Origin of the sequence: Anaerobiospirillum sp. NML120449 (assembly GCF_023051105.1) — a bacterium.
In the GTDB taxonomy this organism is placed as follows: Bacteria; Pseudomonadota; Gammaproteobacteria; order Enterobacterales; family Succinivibrionaceae; genus Anaerobiospirillum.
In genome coordinates this window covers 32,428-52,262 of sequence record NZ_JALKIL010000019.1, presented here as the reverse complement: position 1 = coordinate 52,262, position 19,835 = coordinate 32,428, and the positions used below count along the sequence as shown (strand labels likewise).

General features: G+C 51.1%; 5 protein-coding genes. All 5 read right to left on the bottom strand.

All coding sequences use genetic code 11. From position 1 onward, the window contains the following. Positions 1-41 precede the first annotated feature (41 nt). Positions 42-8,048 carry a FimV/HubP family polar landmark protein gene (locus MXE41_RS06955; RefSeq protein ID WP_247099981.1) on the bottom strand — a complete coding sequence of 2,669 codons (8,007 nt, stop codon included), beginning with the start codon at positions 8,046-8,048 and terminating at the stop codon, positions 42-44. 1,419 nt (positions 8,049-9,467) lie between these two features. Beyond that, positions 9,468-10,478, bottom strand: a complete 1,011-nt coding sequence (locus MXE41_RS06950) for an Asd/ArgC dimerization domain-containing protein (protein ID WP_247099980.1) — start codon at positions 10,476-10,478, stop codon at positions 9,468-9,470. Between the two features lie 341 nt (positions 10,479-10,819). After that, positions 10,820-12,448: a methyl-accepting chemotaxis protein gene (locus MXE41_RS06945; protein WP_247099979.1), complete on the bottom strand. Its 1,629-nt coding sequence runs from the start codon at positions 12,446-12,448 to the stop codon at positions 10,820-10,822. 3,049 nt (positions 12,449-15,497) lie between these two features. Beyond that, positions 15,498-17,246 carry a methyl-accepting chemotaxis protein gene (locus MXE41_RS06940; RefSeq protein WP_247099978.1) on the bottom strand — a complete coding sequence of 583 codons (1,749 nt, stop codon included), beginning with the start codon at positions 17,244-17,246 and terminating at the stop codon, positions 15,498-15,500. 1,547 nt (positions 17,247-18,793) lie between these two features. Further along, entirely contained in the window at positions 18,794-19,183 is a 390-nt protein-coding gene (locus MXE41_RS06935) for a S24 family peptidase (RefSeq protein WP_247099977.1), read from the bottom strand. Between the last annotated feature and the right edge of the window lie 652 nt (positions 19,184-19,835).

Genomic DNA, 19,835 nt, shown 5'->3' with positions numbered 1-19,835 from the left:
ATGCATAAAAAAAGAGGTGACCGAAGTCACCTCCCTTTTAATTACAGCCTGGCTTCAGGCTGGCCGCCCTGCGGATCGGCACCGAATACATCTGAATCGAATGGAATGTCAGCAAGACTACCATCTTCATCAAATGCGCTGTCGTCGAAACCTGGCAGATCGGTAAATGAACCCAGATCTTCATCGGAGTCCAGCTGGCCGGCCTCATCAAAGCCGCCAAAGCCGTCATCCAGGTTCCCAAAGTCGCCATCGGAACCGGCGCCGGACATCATGTCCTCAACAAAGCGGTCCTGGGCATCCAGGGCTTCCTGCTTGTCAAAGTCGATGCCATTGTCGCCTTCACCGTCCATCATACCGGCCACCATTGACTGATCTTCATTGTCCTGAGCAGTATTATCAAATCCTGACAGGTCAAGATCGTCCATGCCGTCAGCTGCAAAATCAGCCGGGGCAACGGATTCACCGGAATTTAAGGCCAGCTCGTGCTCGCCCTCAGCAGCACCTGCTTCCTCGGCTGGCTGTGCCTGCAGGCGGGTGCCTGACTGGACGATAGCCTCTGGAATATCAGCAGGTACATCACTGAGCATATCGGCCAGAGCGTCTGAACCGTCGATGCTGGAGTTGAGCAGAGCTTCATCATCACTGATATCAAAATCAGGTGGTGCCATGTCTGGCATGCTATCACCTGACTGAGTCAGATCAGATTCAGCCTCTGGCTCAGCAGCTGCCTCAACAGCAGGCTCATCAGTAAAATCACTGGTGGTAAAGCCTGCATCAGACATGCTGCCCAGATCACTGGTCATGCTCTCAGCAGCCTCTGCCGGCTCTGCGGCACTGACACCTGACACATTGCTGATATCGAACTCATCCTGCGGTACAGACCACATGGAAGGCTCATCACTGTCAGCAGCCTGTTCAGTACTGTCAGCCTCAGGGACAATTTCTGCATCCTGAACCTTTGAGGCATCAATGAATGGCTCTTCGATTTCATGGGCCAGCTCTGTCTCCTCAGCACTTGCCTCAGGAGCCTCAACCACCGGAGCAGCCTCAGCGTCAGCATCTGCCACAGCCTCAGCAGCCTCTGGCATCTCTGCAATGTCGGCATCAGCGGCAGCCTCAGGCACCTCTGCCATGTGGGCATCAGCGGCGGCCTCAGGCATCTCTGCCTTGTCGGCATCAGCATCTGCCACAGCCTCAGCAGCCTCAGGCATCTCTGCCATGTTGCCATCAGCGGCAGCCTCAGGCATACCGGCCCCCATGTCAGCCTCTGGCATGTCAGCCATGTCAGAGCCGAAGTCAGGGCCATCGGCCAGATCATCACCGGAGATGATGTCATCGGCCAGGCTCTTACCGGCATCGCTTTGAGTACCAGTGCCCATGTCAGCCTCATCAGCAGGCTTGCGAGCAAGCTCACCGAGGTCTGCACCAAAGTCATTGGCCAGAACTTCAGCAGCTGGATCAACAGCCTCTGGCATATCGCCAGCAAGGTCATCCTGAGCAGCGGACTGAGTCTCAGGCTGGATAGCTGCATCAGATGCCGGAGCAGCGTCTTCAGCAGAATCACCAAACTCGTTGCTGGTGATCTCATCCAGATTGAGGTTATCCAGAGCTCCCTCAAGGTCAACACCTTCATTCAGAGCATTGCCGGAGGCCATTTCCTCAGGCTCAGGCATGATGAAGTCATTTTCCTTGAGGTCGTTGTGATGATTGTTCTCGATATTCTCAAGACCACGGAAATCATCACCCATCAGATCGGAGAAGTTCTGATCATCAGCAAGCTCGTGATTCAGATTCTGAGCTGCCTCACGATCAGCCGTGCCAGGAGCGATATTGAGCTCGTCATCGCCAAAGTCCTCAGATCCGCTGACATCGATGTTGTCGAGCATCTTGTTGCTCTCATCAAGATCGAAGTCATTTTCGTGGTTCTGACCGGCAGCAATTTCTGCTTCAGAAGGAATTACCAGGTCAACTGACTCACCAGAGCTTGGAATTACATCGTCCATGCCCTTGAACTCAGTATCAGCCTCTGAGCGTGGAGCATCAGATGCCAGTTCGCTTTCGAGCAGACTGTCTTCGTTTCTGGAAGCATGAGACTGGTCACCCTCTGATGAAGGATTATTACCGCTCATAAGGTTCTCAGCGAAACGGGTGAAGTCATCAGCCATGCTGTCGCCGATATCATCTACCGGGCCAGTTTCCCAATCACCCCTGCCCATTTCCTCATGATCATCACCGAGGAAAGGATAAGAGTTGTCGGTTTCTTCAAATGGGAATGAAGAGTCAACTGCGCCAATGGAGCCGAATCCGTCATTTGCAGAATCACCCATGGATGACATTGCATCATGATTAAGCCCATTATCGCCAAGATCATGCATGGCACCGCCTGACAGGTCATGGTCGCCGCCAAAGGCAGACATACCGCTGTCATCCGGACCAAAGTCATTCATGCCGCCGCCCAGCTCGTTACCGAATAGTCCATTGGAATCATGGCTCATTGAATCATGTCCAAATGGGTTCTCTGAGTTCAGCGCATCAAGCTCATCATCGTCATCGGTACCAAACGCATCAGCTACGGCAGCTGCTGCAGCCTTGTCAGCCTCATCACCGCCAAAGATGTCGTCTTCGGCAGATGGGGCTTCCTCAGCCTTTGCCTCAGGATCAGCTGCAGCTTCAGCAGCTGATTCAGCCTCTGGCTCGACTGCAGGTTCTGTTGCAGCTGCCTCAGCTGGAGTTTCGGCAGCATCGGCAACAGCTGGTGCAGCTTCCTCAAGAGCCTCTTGAGCTGCAGCGTCAGCTTCAGCTGCTGGAGCTTCAGCTGCCTCAGCAAATGGGTCAGCGTCGCCGCCAAAGGCGTCGTCAGCTGCATTGGCTGGTGCTTCAGCGGCCTCAGCAAATGGGTCAGCGTCGCCACCAAAGGCGTCATCAGCTGCATTGGCTGGTGCTTCAGCGGCCTCAGCAAATGGGTCAGCGTCGCCACCAAAGGCGTCGTCAGCTGCATTGGCTGGAGCCTCAGCGGCCTCAGCAAATGGGTCAGCGTCGCCACCAAAGGCGTCGTCAGCTGCATTGGCTGGAGCCTCAGCGGCCTCAGCAAATGGGTCAGCGTCGCCGCCAAAGGCGTCATCAGCTGCATTGGCTGGAGCCTCAGCTGGGGCTTCAGCAAATGGGTCAGCGTCGCCACCAAATGCGTCATCAGCTGCAGCCTCAGGTGCATCACCATCAAGGCCAAGAGCTTCATTGAAGTCCTGACCCTGAACAGAATCATCACCCTTAACTACATCATCTTCCTGGGACAGATCCTTAAAGGCAGCATCATCAGGCCCACCGGCATCAAGGCCGTCGCCCATGGCAGCTCCAAGGTCATCACCCATAGAGGCGAAATCATCACCACCAAGATCGCCGCCCAGGTCACCAATGTCACCCATATCAGCTGGATCGGCAGCAAAGTCACCGCCCATGTTGCCCATCTCAGCACCGATGGCAGCACCGGACTCAGCGGCAAGATCGTCGCCGAAATCATCCAGGGCATCATCACCGGAAGCCAGCAGGTCATCTGATGCGGAATCGCCAGCGCCCATCAGATCATCTGCTGCAGCATCATGCTCTGGGGCATCGAAGCCAGCAGCCAGATCATCGCCTTCAGTTGAAGAGCCGAAGTCGTCTGATGAACCAAAAGTATCATCTGCAGCAAAAGCATCGTCAGCAGCTTCAGGAGCCTGGCTTCCAAGTGCTTTTGCCAGATCAGCAGCCTCACTCTCAAGAGGCTCATCCTGACTTGCATCTGCACGGGAGTCATCCATTGCATCAGCAAAGTCTGTGGCACCGCTTTCCTGAGGCTCCTCAAGATTGGCATCAGCAAGGGAAGTACCCATTACGTCAGCCAGATCACGTGCTTCTTCAGTTGCAGCCTGAGGCACAGCCTCACGCTCGAGATCAGCTACGTGGTCCTCATTGAGGTTAAAGGTATTTGAAAGTTCGTCCAGTTCGCTTGGAGCATCATGAATGGCTGAACTGTCAGCACTGCCGCTGAGATCATCTGCAGAATCTTCAGCAGACAGGTCTGTATCAGCACCAAAACCGGCATCATCACCGCCAAAAGCATCTGCTGCGTCCAGGGCGTCAACTGGGTGAGCTTCATCGCCAGAGGCTCCTTCATTGAGATCAACAAAGGAATTACTGTCATCAGCACCAGGGCTATCAGCACCGACATTGAGATCACCCATATCTGAGGCAGGGTCAGCAGCCATATCGCCGCCAAAATCACCGCCCAGGTCTGAGCCAAAGCCCATTTCACCCATGTCAGTTCCGGACTCGGAAGGAAGATCACTGCCAAAATCCATGCCGCCCATGTCAGCGCCGGAATCGGCTGACAGATCGTCACCACCGAAGTCCATGCCGCCCATGTCAGCACCGGAGTCGGCTGACAGATCGTCACCGCCGAAGTCCATGCCGCCCATGTCAGCGCCGGAATCGGCTGACAGATCGTCACCACCGAAGTCCATGCCGCCCATGTCAGCACCGGAATCGGCTGACAGATCGTCACCGCCGAAGTCCATGCCGCCCATGTCAGCGCCGGAATCGGCTGACAGATCGTCACCACCGAAGTCCATGCTGCCCATGTCAGCGCCGGAATCGGCTGACAGATCGTCACCACCAAAGTCCATGCCGCCCATGTCAGCGCCGGAATCAGCTGACAGATCGTCACCACCGAAGTCCATGCCGCCCATGTCGGCGCCGGAATCGGCTGACAGATCGTCACCACCGAAGTCCATGCCGCCCATGTCAGCACCGGAATCGGCTGACAGATCGTCACCACCGAAGTCCATGCCGCCCATGTCGGCGCCGGAGTCGGCTGACAGATCGCTGTCGCCAAATCCCATATCGCCGATGGAGTCAGCTCCCAGGTCACTTGAGCCGAAGCCCATGTCGCCTGTATCTGCACCGGAGTCAGCGGTTGCAGCTGCGGCTGCGCCGCCTGCTGCCATCATGCCAGCGCCTGAATCAAATCCGTCTACTGTTGGATCGATCTCAGGAATATCTAAAGCTGGGGCTGAAGAATTACCACTGTCAGGACCAAGTTCGTCAGCAAGTGCACCAAAGTCCAGACCACCGAGATCAGATGAGCTTTCGCGAGCATCCATATCGGCGCCGTAGTCTCTGCCAGAAGCCTTATCAGGAGCATTGAGCTCATCGTATAAGGACTTTTCAGAACCGGAGTCGCCCAGGCCTTCTGTACCGCTATTCTCGTTGACCGCAAAGGCGTCCCCTGCAGCTGTATCTGCCATGGCAGGGGTGCCATCGCGCTGGTCATCGTGATCAGCACTAGCCTTGATGACCTCTTGACTGGCTAGTGCATCAGTTTTTGGGAAGTCGTCACCTCCGGCAAAGCCGCCGTCATCGCCGAATCCGCCAGCGTCACCAAAGCCGCCGTCATCGCCGAAACCGCCTGCATCACCGAAGCCACCGGCGTCACCGCCAGCGTCACCAAAGCCGCCGTCGTCGCCGAAACCACCGGCATCGCCAAAGCCACCAGCATCACCGCCAGCATCGCCAAAGCCGCCGGCATCACCAAAGCCTCCGGCATCTGCAGAAGCATCGCCAAAGCCGCCGTCGTCACCGAAGCCACCGGCATCGCCACCAGCATCGCCAAAGCCGCCGTCGTCACCGCCGAAGCCTCCGGCATCTGCAGAAGCATCGCCAAAGCCGCCGTCGTCGCCGCCGAAGCCACCGGCATCGCCGCCAGCATCGCCAAAGCCACCGGCATCGCCGCCAGCGTCACCAAAGCCACCGTCGTCGCCACCGAAGCCGCCGGCATCACCGCCAGCGTCACCGAAGCCACCGGCATCGCCACCAGCGTCACCGAAGCCACCGGCATCGCCACCAGCGCCACCAAAGCCGCCGTCGTCGCCGCCGAAGCCACCGGCATCACCGCCAGCGTCACCGAAGCCACCGGCATCACCACCGGCATCGCCAAATCCACCGGCGTCACCGCCGAAACCACCAGCATCGCCGCCGGCATCTCCGAAGCCACCAGCGTCACCACCGGCATCTCCAAAGCCACCGTCGTCGCCGCCGAAGCCACCGGCATCGCCGCCAGCGCCACCAAAGCCGCCGTCGTCTCCACCGAAGCCACCGGCATCACCGCCGAGGTCAACCTGGCTGGCACCTGCTTCACTCTGGTCGAGTGAATTGGCCCAGTCGTTATTTGCTGCATTAACTGCAGACTTGTCTAAAGCACTTGAGGCATTAGTGGCTGCACTGTCCCATGCAGCCTGGGCTTCATCTTCATGAGAAGCGGCAACTGCGGCTGCACCCATGGCAGCACCGGCGGCAGCAGCCCCTGCTACAGCAGCTTTACCTGCTGTATTTAGCGGGGCAGCGCTGGGCATCACGATCTCATCGTGGAAGTCTGGATTCTCTCCAGGCTTCTTGGATGAAGGACCATCTTGGCCAAAGCTGTCGAGGTCGCCGTCATAGCCGCCATCAAAGTCGTCTTGCATGCCCATGTCATCAATTGGGCCGTCATCCATATGACCACTGTCTTCAACGACCTCCTGCTTGGCTGGAGCCTGCTTCTTGCGCGGAGGCTCATCATGCATCTCAGCAACAGGAGCTGATGCCAGCAGTGAGGAGATTTCCATATCGTCCTCATCCATGAAGTCTCCACCATCATCATCGTAGGAGTTATCCATGGCGCGCTGACGGCGCATACGGGACTTGAAGATAAACAGACCGATTGACATTAACAGGGCAAGTACACCAACAATCAGCAGTACCCACATTACAGGGCCGCTTTCAAAGTTGTTGGTACCGCCAACTGCAGGAGTACCAATAGGCATGGACTGATCTTCAATACGGCGATCCAGAGTGGCCACGCTGTCGGCGGTCTCCATCTGGAAGCCTCTGATCTGCTCAACCTGCTTGTTGATCTTTGATAAGGAGGACTTCAGGTCAGTGTTTGACTGCTGGAGTTCGGCGATAACCTGCTCATAGTGGTTAATGAGTTCGCCTACCTCTTCCTTGGCAGTTACGGTAGCGGTGTCCTTGGCTACCTGAGCTGAACGCTGAATATTGTCATCAAGACGGCGGTAAATATCCTTCTGGGCAGTCTGGATATTACGCTCGGTCTTGTCGAGGAGGTTTTCGATAGCCTGGAGATCAAGGGAAGACTTAGCCAGCTCTGGGACCTTCTCGTCGGTCTTCTTGGCGTTTTCTGCCTGCAGCTGTTCGTCAGTAATGACTTCCTTGTCTATATCGTGGGTACCAGCCTCTGGAATAAGGTTTGGATTTACATCACGCAGCATGGTCTCGCGTGCAGTAAATACAGGCATGGCGCTTGGAGCAGCGCCGGTTAAATCCTGAGCCTGCATACCAATAGGGGTACGGGCATTGACTGCACCGACAGGACCTGCTGGAGTGTTGCCAGCCAGCTGTCCCTGACCTTGTGCGTTGAGGCCGCCCCTGTTAAGTGGAGGTAAGGTGGTAGTACCGTTACTTAACAGATCGGAGCCGGTCTGAGTCTGCTCAAGGGCCATCTCCTGGGCAACAGGAATGTTAATGGTGGTGCCGCGACGGATGTTGTTAACATTGCCGCCTTCGAAAGCATCACGGTTGTTACGATAGATCGAGGCTACAGCCTGGAACTCATTAACATTGTTGTGAGGAGCGGAATAGCGATGAGCAATTGACCATATGGTCTCACGTGGACCAACGGTGTGCTGAGCTTGGAAATTGGCCGGCAGGTTGGCAGGACGAATCTCCTGGGCAGCTGCATTGATCTGCTCTGCCGGAGTGGTAGGAATAACGTTCATGCCAGCTGGCTGCTGTGCAGGTGTCTGCATGGCAGGCGCGGCTGGTGCACGGGCTACAGGCTGAGGCTGTACCGGTGCTGCCGGACGTACAACAGGACGTGGAGCCGGACGTGCTGGAGCTGCCTCCATATCATCCGGACCTGTAATGCTGATGGAGAATTCCTCTTCAGCATGAACATATGATGTAAAAGCCAGAAGACCGGCCATTACCAATGTCGATAAATGCTTGTAAAAGCTCATAAATACCACCAAATCTTCATCACAGTGATGAGGCCTGCCAATTTACTGACAAGCAAACCATACGTCTTATATGCAATAACCATGCACAAAAGGCCATATCTGTCCGCATCCGTGATGGAGACAGACAGAAAAAGCTTATGCATGACTGAGCCTGCAAGCGCAAAGCTGCAGACCTGATAACAGAAGTATGGATTTGAAATATGGGAGCAGACTTGACCTTCAGTACCTGTTGATGTCTTAAAAGAAAGCACAGACGTACTGCATATGTGTACGACGTTAAGCTCTTCGTGAACGTGCAGGAAGGATAGTAAAGCTGCATTCAGGGCTCTGTGCCCAAAGGCACAGGCAGCTGTGCCTTCAGGCACAGTGCCGCAGGAGCTGCCCTGACGATGAGACTGACCCTCATGCCAGCAACTTATGTCTGATGCCACATTGAAAACCGACGGACAGGCCGTCGACAAAACTCTGTTCAGGCCTCAGGACCACAAAGCCATGAGGCAGAAATGCTGCTGCAGAAAAGAAATGGAGTATATGCCCAATATGCTCATGGTCAGGACCTGTAAACGTGTACCAGACAGTCCTAAAAACGGGTGATTCCCCATTTTTATGGGAGTCTGGGACGTATTAGCCCCTGTAAACACAACTCTCTCCTGAGCTGCATGCAGATGCTGAACTGACTGCCTTCTCCCCTGTACCAGATGGTACGAAAGGCGGGCACTTTTCAGCAGCTGCCGATGACAACAACAGGGCTTTATTTTATCCGTGAACAGCCTTAATTCCAAGAAAGACAAAGACACAAAAAGCGCTCCAATGCGGTATTGGCGCGCTTTTCTTACCGAAAACAATATTCTTAAATTGATGAATATTAACTTACTTTACCCCGGATACAGGCCTTTTGTAGCTATGGGGTTAAAAGAAGAGCAAAGTCAAAACAATACTGGTCAATCACAGTGGGGTACGGTTTTCGCCACCGTGGAAAAATACAGGCTTTTATGTCACCTGTGACAGGTGTCATGTTAAGTGCACCATCAACGTGCACAGCCTGTCGGACGCTGTCGGATACAGTCGGGCACATACAGACGCAGCCGGAGGCAGTTGGACACAGCCAGAGGCAGTCGGACACAGTTGGACGCAGTCGGACGCAGTCGGATGCGGTCGGACGGAGTCAGACGCAGCCAGAGAGTTCACACACAAATTTCCGCTCAAATATCATGACTGTATTTACTGACAGCGTTTTATCCCGGCGGCACTTGCGCCAGGTCGACAGTATTTCCCGGCTTTCAAATATGCCAGGAATTTAACACCCAGAAAAGATAAAGGCCTTACCGAGTGGCAGGCCTTTATTCTGGAAGATAGCTGGGGCAGATACTTAACCTGTCAGCCCCACTGAGTGATCCTTGCGCAGGCATCACCTTGTAATCAGCGCTTGTTGAGCTCTTTCTGGATCATGTTCAGCAGTTCCAGGGCACAGCCGGCCTCACCATGCCTGGTGTTGTCCATGACACAGGTAAAGTCAAAACAGCAGCGGCCCTGCTTGCGGATACGAGATATGTAAATCCTGTTGTCCAGCTCGGCGCATGATACCGGAGTTACCATAACCTTATCCTCAAGCTCATCTTCAAAAGCAATGGCCGGGGATTCGCTTAAGGCCTTGCGGAAGTCTTCTAAACTGCAGTCCTCTTCAAGCTCGACATGAATGCTCATGGTATGACCATAGAAGGTTGGGACCTGAATGCAGGTAAGGGAAAGACCGCTGACAAAGTCTTCCATAAGGGATGCAGTCTCATTGCGAACCGTCTTTTCCAGCTCGGAAATACCGTCAGAATCAATCTCCCCCATACGGGTATGGATATTAAAGGCCAGCTGAGCCGGGAAATCAGCCACATCAATGCTCATACCATTGAGCAACTGTGTGGTCTCACGGGCCAGGGTCTGAGTTCCCAGTTCACCATGCTCTGATACGGCCACCATGGCGGTTACAACAGCATTGCCAATGCCGTAGGTATCGTGCAGAGGGTTGAGAGTTGTGACCAGCTGGGCTGTAGTAGCCAGAGGAACGCTGGCCAGTTTCTTAATCATCACTTTGGTAATGTCATAAGGGTTAACATCACCAAGCACTACTGGAGCAGCATCAGCGCCGGAAAACAGATGACTGTTATCGACCACAATGCAGCCGGCGGCCTGAGCCTGAGGAATGAGGCGCTCACTTTCATCTCTGGTAGTCAGAAACAGAGCCACGTCGGCCTTGGAGAACTCAAACTCGTCAACGCAGGAAATGACATGATTTTTGCCACGCAGAGGCACGGCATCATACTCTGCTGACAGAGGGCTTAAAGGATAGAACTCATCGATTGCAAGCGCAGAATCCTCAAGACCTTCAAGTACCAGTTTGCCTACAATGGTGTCATAGCCGTAAATTGCCAGTTTCATCAAATTTCCTCACAGGCCTGACCTCAGGCCTCAACAAAAATCACATCCAAGTATACAACCTCAGTCAAGCCCCTGTTTCCTGCCCTGAATACTGCCTGCAAAGTGCAGCTGATGACACACAATCCCTGCAGCTGGACAGCACCAGCTGTGTGCCTCGTCAGCAGAGCACAGGATTGGCGCCTTGAGGAAGTTGAGCCGGCTGAAACCTGGCAGTGCAGTTTTCAAAGATAAAAAAAGGCCCCTGACGGGGCCTGAGATATAGTTGGTTCCGACATCCGTGCCGTGAATTTCAGGGGTGATGTTCAGGCAGGGAGCGATAACCTAAGCGCATAAAAAACTTATCAGTGGATGGTTGAGCCCACAGTTGAATCGGCACTGTGAGTACGCTCAAGCTCCAGATCAGCTCTGTCAATACGATCGGCATCAAGAGTGAAGAACTCGAGTTCCTTTAACAGAGACTGGATGAGAGAGTAGCAGTATGCAGAAACGTCGGCAGCGTTGCCGGATACATCGACTGACTGCTGAGCCATCTCGGAAATACCCTGCATATTGCATGAAATCTCTGAAGTTGCAGTAGTCTGCTGAGAGGCTGCCTCTGCAATCTGAGCAATCTGCTCATTAACATTGGTTACGGAATCCACGATGGTGTTAAGAGTCATCTCAAGCTCGTTGGCTTCCTCAGCCATGGACTCCATCTGCTCTACAGAGCTGTGCATTGAGTCAGTTGCATCCTGGGCATCACTCTGAATGGTAGCCACCATGTCGGAAATTTCCTTGGTGGACTGGGATGTGCGGCTGGCAAGAGCTCGAACTTCGTCAGCTACCACGGCAAAGCCTCGACCGGCCTCACCAGCACGGGCGGCCTCAATTGCAGCATTAAGAGCCAGAAGATTGGTCTGGGCTGCGATATCATCAATGGTAGACACGATAGAACCAATGCGCTGGCACTGCTCAGCAAGACGTACCACCTTGACGGCATCATCCTTGTTGTATTCTGACTGCTCCTTAATGCGTGATACTGTAACACGCACCTTCTCCATACCTGCAAAGGTGTCCTGACGGGTATTTTCAGAGGTTTCCTGAGCATTAAGACAGTTACGTGCAATGTCAGAGGTAGTAGAAACCATCTCATCAGCTGCTGCAGCTACGGTGAGTGCACGGGTTTCAGACTCGGAAGCTCCCTTGTTAATAGCCATTGAAGACTCGTTGAGGGAGTGTGACTGTTCCTCAAGCATCTTTGATACAGCAATGGTACGGGCTACAGTGCGGTTAAGAGTCTTGGCAATAGAGTCAAAAGACAGGAAGATGGCGCCGATTTCGTCGTTATGAATGACACTGGTATCAATCCCCAGACGGAAATCACCCTGCTCAAGCTTATGGGCCATGGTAACAATCAGGCTGGTGTTACGGGAAATGTACAGGTACAGGGATGCTGCAAAGACAATGGCCATAATTACGCCCACTACTGTTACCACGGCAGTGATATACAGAATATGGGTCATGTCCATTTCATCAATGGCGTCGCCAAGGAATGAGGTATAGGAAACTACCAGGGAAGCCATGTTGGAGTTGGCTTTTGAGGAGTAAGGCAGGATATCAGACAGGAAAGATACCTGAGCTGCATCGTACTCGCCTGACAGCAGCTGCTTTTCAAAACGGGAGCCCTGAATGGACTTGACCAGAGCAAACATACTGTCGCGGGTCTCACGGGCCAGCTGCTCCTGAATCAGCATGGATACGAGGTTGGAGGTGTCTTTGAGTTTCTGAACATCGTCAAGACCCTTTTTAATCATCTCAGGGTTAGGAGCTACCTGAAGACGGTGAAGCCATGCGTGAACTGCATTGTAATTGAAGTAAACCTGATAGGTACCCTGCATCTCCTTGTGGATGATGCTGCGCAGCCTCTTCTCAGAGTTATTGGTAGTTGTGATTGAGTACAGACACATGCTGGCAATCACAATTGACAACATAATTACAAAGCCGAATCCGGAGTAAAGCTTACCCCGCAGGCTCAGATTTTTTAGAAAACCCATTACATACCCCTCAATGTACTGAATATGCTGTTAGATCAGACGTTGTATAAGCTCATTGAGCGGCCAGATTCATACTTTTGGACCACATCAAACAAAACCACCAGGTCAGCCTGAAAACTGCTCCCGGACCTTTCTTATAAACACGCCTAAATACGTTTGTACACAGCCGCTTGCTGACTGAAAAAGTGCAGGGCGGTGCAGCTGCTCCTTGTACAACACCGCAAATCAAACAGATTCACCTGTTGCTGTTTATTGAATCTGAAGCCGTTTGACCGCAGCAGCTACAGATCAGTGATTCTTTCCTTATTTATACGCAGTAAAGAAATCCTTTTGCCCGACGGTCATGCAATATCAGCTGAGAGGTTAAAGTTCAGGATTACTTTCAGGAAAGCAACATGCTTTCATTGCCCCTGTTCCTGATTGAGGCGGCCTGCCTCCATAAACAGTTTCAATCCTGCCAGGTGGATTGACTGAACATTCTGATTTGCCGTGTAGGCATACCAGATTCTCTCATGGCTACTGATGCTGGACTAAACATCAGGTTTAACTGCACGTGCATTTTTCGTGCATATGTGCAATAGCACAGTATATATTACACGTCTGTAAGTTCGTACAGTTATAAATAATTATGTTATTCAGTACCGGCTGAACATGGTCAGCCTTTACATAAGAGCATCATGGAGCAAGCCATGATGTTCAAAGTAGCTGGTGGCTCCGTCTGTCTGAAAACTACTTGCAGCTTCCCGGTACCATGCATGTTTAGGGCTCATGCATAGAGCTGCTGAAACAAAATGACAGGTATTAAACCCTGATAATGCAAATGCGTGCCACATGACATTTGCGGTACCAGACCGTGCAATCTACACGTTCAGGCAAGGTTACATGCTATAGGACAAATCACCTGTCAGGCAAGCGCTTGTGTCTGTTGCATAACAGTTCTATGAGCATTCCCCAAAAATTGCATTCCACATGTGCAAAATTTTCGCAACTGGCATGCATTTTGACGAGCTCATAATAAGGCTCCCAATGCTGTAAACCTCATATGCATCTCTATGGGGCTCATCTGAGCCGCACCTGTTTTAAACAGACTGTTAAGTGAAAACAGCAGCTGGTAAAGAACAGCGGTTTTCAAGGAGCATAAGACCCAAGGTGAACTGCCGTACTCATTTTGCACAGATTACAATTGAGCCGGACAGGTCAGTGAGGGCAACCTGTGTACAGTTAATGCACTGCTGATCAGGCAGTTGCTTTTGATGCTATAAATGCATAGACATAAATAATACTGGCTGGCAAAGGCATGTGATCCTGTTGATGCCTGGATCCTGATATCAATTTGGCCAATATGCCGTTTATATCGGGATCAGCTCAGATTAATGCACAGCCTGTGCTTATAATATGATCCAGATCAACAAAGTAATCTGGTGTGCACTGTTCTGATATCGCTACTGCATCTGTACAGTGCAAATATATTCATATAACTACATGTAACTGCTAGAGTTTATGTACAGACCACTGCCTTCTGGCAGCTTCTAATTTCAACTGATAAGAGCAAAGATTTACATTTTCGACTGAATCATAAAAGAGTCAGCAGTGTACTGAAAAGCACTGGCCATGCATGATGCCTTAAATTTGGCACTGCGGCCATAATGCGACTGGCGCATAATATCTCAAGAACAAACAAATACCGAATAATGCGAAAAAAATTCCTGTAAACGGCCTGAGCATATGGCCTGGACAGAAATTTAAAGACATTGATTCAATACCTCTTCAGACCAGCCTATAAATCCCTGGATAACGATATAACAGCTTATGAAAGGATCCTAAGCAACAGCCGGGCCAAATATCTAATGTACCTAAAACATTAACAGGACCAGGAGTTAAGTCTGCTAATATATTGTTGTCAATGCATCATGTCAGTGTATTACGTTGATGCCTGCATAATACTGTATGTTCAGCACTGAAGATGTATACACGAGGCCTTTGTAACTATAACTGATGAAACATGCTAATAAAAGATGACTGTGCTTAAATTTCACATATTTTGTCCAGAAGCACTATGAAGGTGACCACATGGTCTAACCTTATCAGACTCAAACTCTTCTCGGGAAACTCAGTGAAGCTAATACAAAAGTCACAGTCAACTAACTGATGACAGATTACTGCACCATTGCCTTACAGATAAATGAAAGTCCAGGAAACACATGTCAATCCTGGGAGCAAAAGCCAGCTGCTGGAACAAAGGCAAATCCAATCATCCACGGCGGGGCGGAACGCTGGAGCAAATATTAGTAGCTGAACCAGCATATTGGGATGCGAGTTTGAAGACAAGGCCATTGCACAACATCAGGCAGGAAGAGGTCTAAGTCTTTTTATCTGGCTCTGAAAGCGTTTTGAAAACTGATACGGAAGAATGATCGTCTATGACTGTTAACATGGCTGATTACTCAGTCTGAGTACAGGCATGGTAATGACAGTGCATACTCAAACAAAACGCCATGGCGTTTTGCTGCGCGGAGGTGGTGATACGGGCAGGTATTTGCTGGGCAGAGGTAATGATACGGGCCGGTATTTGCTGAGTTGAGGTGGTGATACGGGCAGGTATTTGCTGGGCAGAGGTAATGATACGGGCAAGTATTTGCTGAGTTGAGGTGGTGATACGGGCAAGTATTTGCTGAGTTGAGGTGGTGATACGGGCAAGTATTTGCTGAGTTGAGGTGGTGATACGGGCAAGTATTTGCTGAGTTGAGGTGGTGATACGGGCAGGTATTTGCGGGCGGTTATGGTAAGGGCTTAGCTGGTATGGGCCTATGGGATGTGCTGTGTTGATGGGCTTGCAGTCTGCAGCGCCACAGGATGGCGGGCAGGCAGAGGGGTTGAGATTAAGTGGTTGCTAAAAAAAGGGGTACTCCTGAGGAGTACCCCTTTTGTGTGTTTGGCTTGCCTGACTGAAAAATGTTCAGATCAGACAAAGTTTTTTAGTGATCTGTTAGCGCTGTGAACCATCCGGGACGGCGTTACCAGCTGCGGCTGATGCCTGTGCAGCTCTGGCAGCATCGTTGACCTTGCGGTCGATATCGTGGGTGTCGATTCGCTTGAAAGTCAGATCCTCCTTGCGCAGCTGAGATTCATCAAGAGTGAAGAAATCCAGCTCATCAAGCAGGCCGTCAATAAGGTTGGTACAGTAGGTAGCAACATTGCTTGCATTGCCGGCTACATCTACAGACTGCTGAGCCATTTCGGAAATACCCTGCATGTTGTTAGAGATTTCTGAGGTAGCATTAATCTGCTCTTCAGCGGCAGATGCAATCTGGATAATCTGATCGTTAACGTTGTTAACAGCGTCACGAATGCGGGAAAGAGTCTGCTCGAGCTCGGAGGCTTCCTCAGCAACCAGGTTCATCTGCTCAACAGATGCATTCATGGAACTGGTTGCAGCTTCAGAGTCAGCCTGAACGCCTGCAACCATGGCAGAGATTTCCTTGGTTGAAGATGCGGTACGGCTGGCAAGAGCACGAACTTCGTCAGCTACCACGGCGAAGCCGCGACCGGCCTCACCGGCACGGGCAGCTTCAATGGCAGCGTTAAGAGCAAGCAGGTTGGTCTGAGCGGCGATGTCCTCAATGGTACCAACAATGGAGCCAATCTTCTGGGACTGCTCAGCAAGTTTGATAACCTTCTCAGCATCGGTACGGGTATTTTCAGCCTGTTCCTTAATGCTCATTACAGTAGCACGAACCTTTTCCACGCCCTTGTTGGTTTCAAGACGTGCACTTTCTGAGGTACTCTGGGCATCGTGACAGTTCCTGGCTATATCAGAGGTGGTAGACACCATCTCGTCAGAGGCTGCAGCTACGGTCAAAGCACGGCTTTCTGTGTCCTTAGCGCCGGTAATAACGGCGTTAGAAGCGGTGTTAAGGGTCTGAGCGTTGGTGTTTAAGGACTCAGAAATGGCAATGGTACGGGCAATAGCACGGTTTAAGGTAAAAGCAATATCCTTGAAGGACCTGTAAATACGACCAATCTCATCCTTATGTATATCAGATTCTTCCACATGAATATTGAAGTCGCCGCGCTCGACCAGCTTGGAGAACTTTAGGATGTTCAAAGTGCTGTTAACGATATAGCTGTACAGTACGTAAGCAAAGAACAGAGCAATGATAGTACCTACAATGGTCAAGGCCAGAGTGGTGTAAATATGATGAGTCATGTCCAGATGGATTACATACTGGGTAACCTCATTGGTGTAGGAATAAATGAGGTTGGACAGGTCCTTGTTTGACTTTGAGGACCATGGCAGCACTTCCTTCAGGAAGACGTCATCTGCTTCCTTGTATTTTCCGGCCTCAAGCAGAGGCTTGAACTGGGAGTTCTCGATAGAACGGACCAGACTGCTCAGGTCATTGAGAACTTCTGATGTCAGAGAGGCAAAGTGATTCTGTGGAAGACCCTTTGCTACCATGTCCTCAAGAACCTGAACCTTTCCAAGACCGTCAGAAACAACCTTTGGGCTTGGGCTCACCTGCAGCACGTGCAGCCATGAGTGAACATCATTGTATGCAACGTGCATTTTAAACACTTCAGCCACGTCATTGGTAATAAGATTACGAATCTCATTACCTACACGTGAGGAACTGACCATGGAATACAGTGCGATAGTGGCCACGCTGAATGCAACCAGAATCACGAATCCGAATCCTGATAGCATCTTTCCCTTGATGCTAAGCTGCTTAAACATAGAAGCTCCTAAAATATAAGCTGAAGCACAGGCTCCAACAGCCAAACAGATAAGTTTGAGGTACTACCTCAAAGCTGCACTAAAAAACTCTTAACTCCTGTCCGGCACAACCGGACACCTCCTGCATTCAATATTGAAGCGGGAAAAGGGTTACATAACTGAAAAACAAAAACAGGCTGTCCCGCAACTTCAATGCACAGATGCAGGTTTTGCCTGAAGAATTCTGATGTTCTTGCTGAATGGGGCAAAGAATTACCTTTATGACACATTTAAAAAGGTCGTGTCATGTGTATTTCTTCACCGGCTCCGCATAGAACTGCCATTAAACAGCCTTTCCATTACGCCTGCACGGGACGTGGGAACAAAAAATTACAACAATTACGCATTATTATAATCCTGTATGATTTCTTTCTGCATAAAGTTGGCCATCTTGCGAATCTGTTGGTACTGTTTAGTTTCAATAACGCATCCGTATACGTATACGTATATTTGCAGGCCCGTAAATAAAAACAGACAGGATAAGAAAGAATGCCCTTGTAAAATCGTATAAGGTCTCCGGCAAGCTCAGAGCATCCGGCATATTAAATCTGACAGATGAGATAACAGAAAGATAAATAGAACTGCCTTATGCTTTTTTAATTATCTCTCAGGAAGCGGTCCTGTATGCATGGACAACAGCAGGTAAGTTGTCCCCTCTGGACTGCTCACTCCCGTCAGCCATAAACTGAGTGCGCTTTCTAAAAGTATTAAGTATGTGTATCACCTGATGGGTGAGTTAACACACAGGTTACAAAAGTCAATGTATCCTTATTATTGTCCTCTCCGGATTTGAGCGCACAGGAGTCAATCGAGTTGAGCTCGATATAACTGGAGAGCCTGAACACAGAAACAGTCTGTAGCGTTTCCACAGAGCAGATTTGCAAGGTATAAGTGCAAAATCCAAGCATGTGAACATTCAGCTGAGCAAAGATGCGTGCTCGATAACGTCATTAGTTAATTAGCTGAATTATATAGGTAACAATAATGACAATGCAAAGAAAACAGAACCGTATGTATCTTCTGCCCTGCCACCTCTACAAGCCTCATGGACAGGCCAGTTGCAAAAGGCGCCATGTTACCACAGACAGAAATTAAATTTTCCCATAATCTTATCCGATCATACACCACATGCATCACGTTTTTGCAGAAAATATAGATATGCATTTTTCCATGAGATGCAGGCCATAATGCACGGACACATCATATCCGTGCTTGTTTGACCAGGATACCATGTCACAAAATTCCTGCATCTATACTCACTCAGGGCGGCTTTGTCATCATCTCGCTTTATAAAATCACACTCAATAACATACCTGGCGACCGAGGTCATAAGCGCACCAGTTGCGTTACAGACCGGGCCGCAGACCGCCATGCTGGTGCATCCCTCATGATATCCATAATTATTGCTGCTCAGCCATGAAGACCGGCTATGATTCCCCATGCTTAATACTTTAAACCAGGTGCCACAATCACACCTGTATTACAGCCTTTCCCTGGCGTTAACGGAACTAATCACGCCGCATCTTGCGAAACACGGTAGCCACTACTCCAAATACCTCAAACTCAGCTTGTCCCATGGGTCCGTAAGGCACAACCCCGTCCTGGTTTTCCTTATGCTCATACTCATGTGGATAGCAGAAATACCGTATGGCAAAGCGTCCCCTGCTTCTTATAACCACCAGTTGTCCGCTGTCGGGAATGAGGTCTCGCCTGACCACCACATAATCCCCCTTGCATATACCAGCTTCCTTCATTGAGTCAGAGGACATTGCAAATATAAAAGAACCTGGCTGTCCTACGGTAAAGATTTCATTGAGATCTATCTCTTTTACCTCACCTGGATGCAGCTCCTTTTCTTTTTCTTCGCTGTGGTTAACCAGCATGCTCTTGATGGTCATTGCATCTCCTTAAGGACCATGTCCCCCTGCCCATGTGCAGGACGCGCTGCCTATGCAGGCATAGGCGCCATGCCCAGGCGTTCAGCCGCCCCTGCAGGCATAGGCGTCATGCCCAGGCGTCCAGCCGCCCCTGCAGGCATAGGCGTCATGCCCAGGCGTCCAGCCGCCCCTGCAGGCATAGGCGTCATGCCCAGGCGTCCAGCCGCCCCTGCAGGCATAGGCGCCATGCCCAGGCGTCCACCAGCCATGCAGGCATCCGACAGCATGGACAAACAGCCAGCCCCCTGACAAGAATGTGGTTGCATGCCAAAGCCACCTGTTGCACTGCAAACAGGCAGCAATACAAATGTTCCTTTTCTTTCGAGTCGCTGGCTCATTCTGACAGCGCGTGCCTCCGCAAGTGTCTCCGCAAGCCACTTAAGTCATCCGGACATGGCAACATCACTGGCCTTATACAGCCATTGTTTCGGGGCTAATTGTATGCAAAGTGATTAATAGCAAGGCTATTTTTAGTTTTTGCGCGCTTTTGATTGTACAATATCCAAATGTCTGCCCCGGCCAGCTCATAATTGTTTATGCGAGACTATGTTTCAGACAGGCTGGTGGCCGTTACCTGCAGCCCAGGTGCAACAGTGCACCTCCGAGGGCTCAA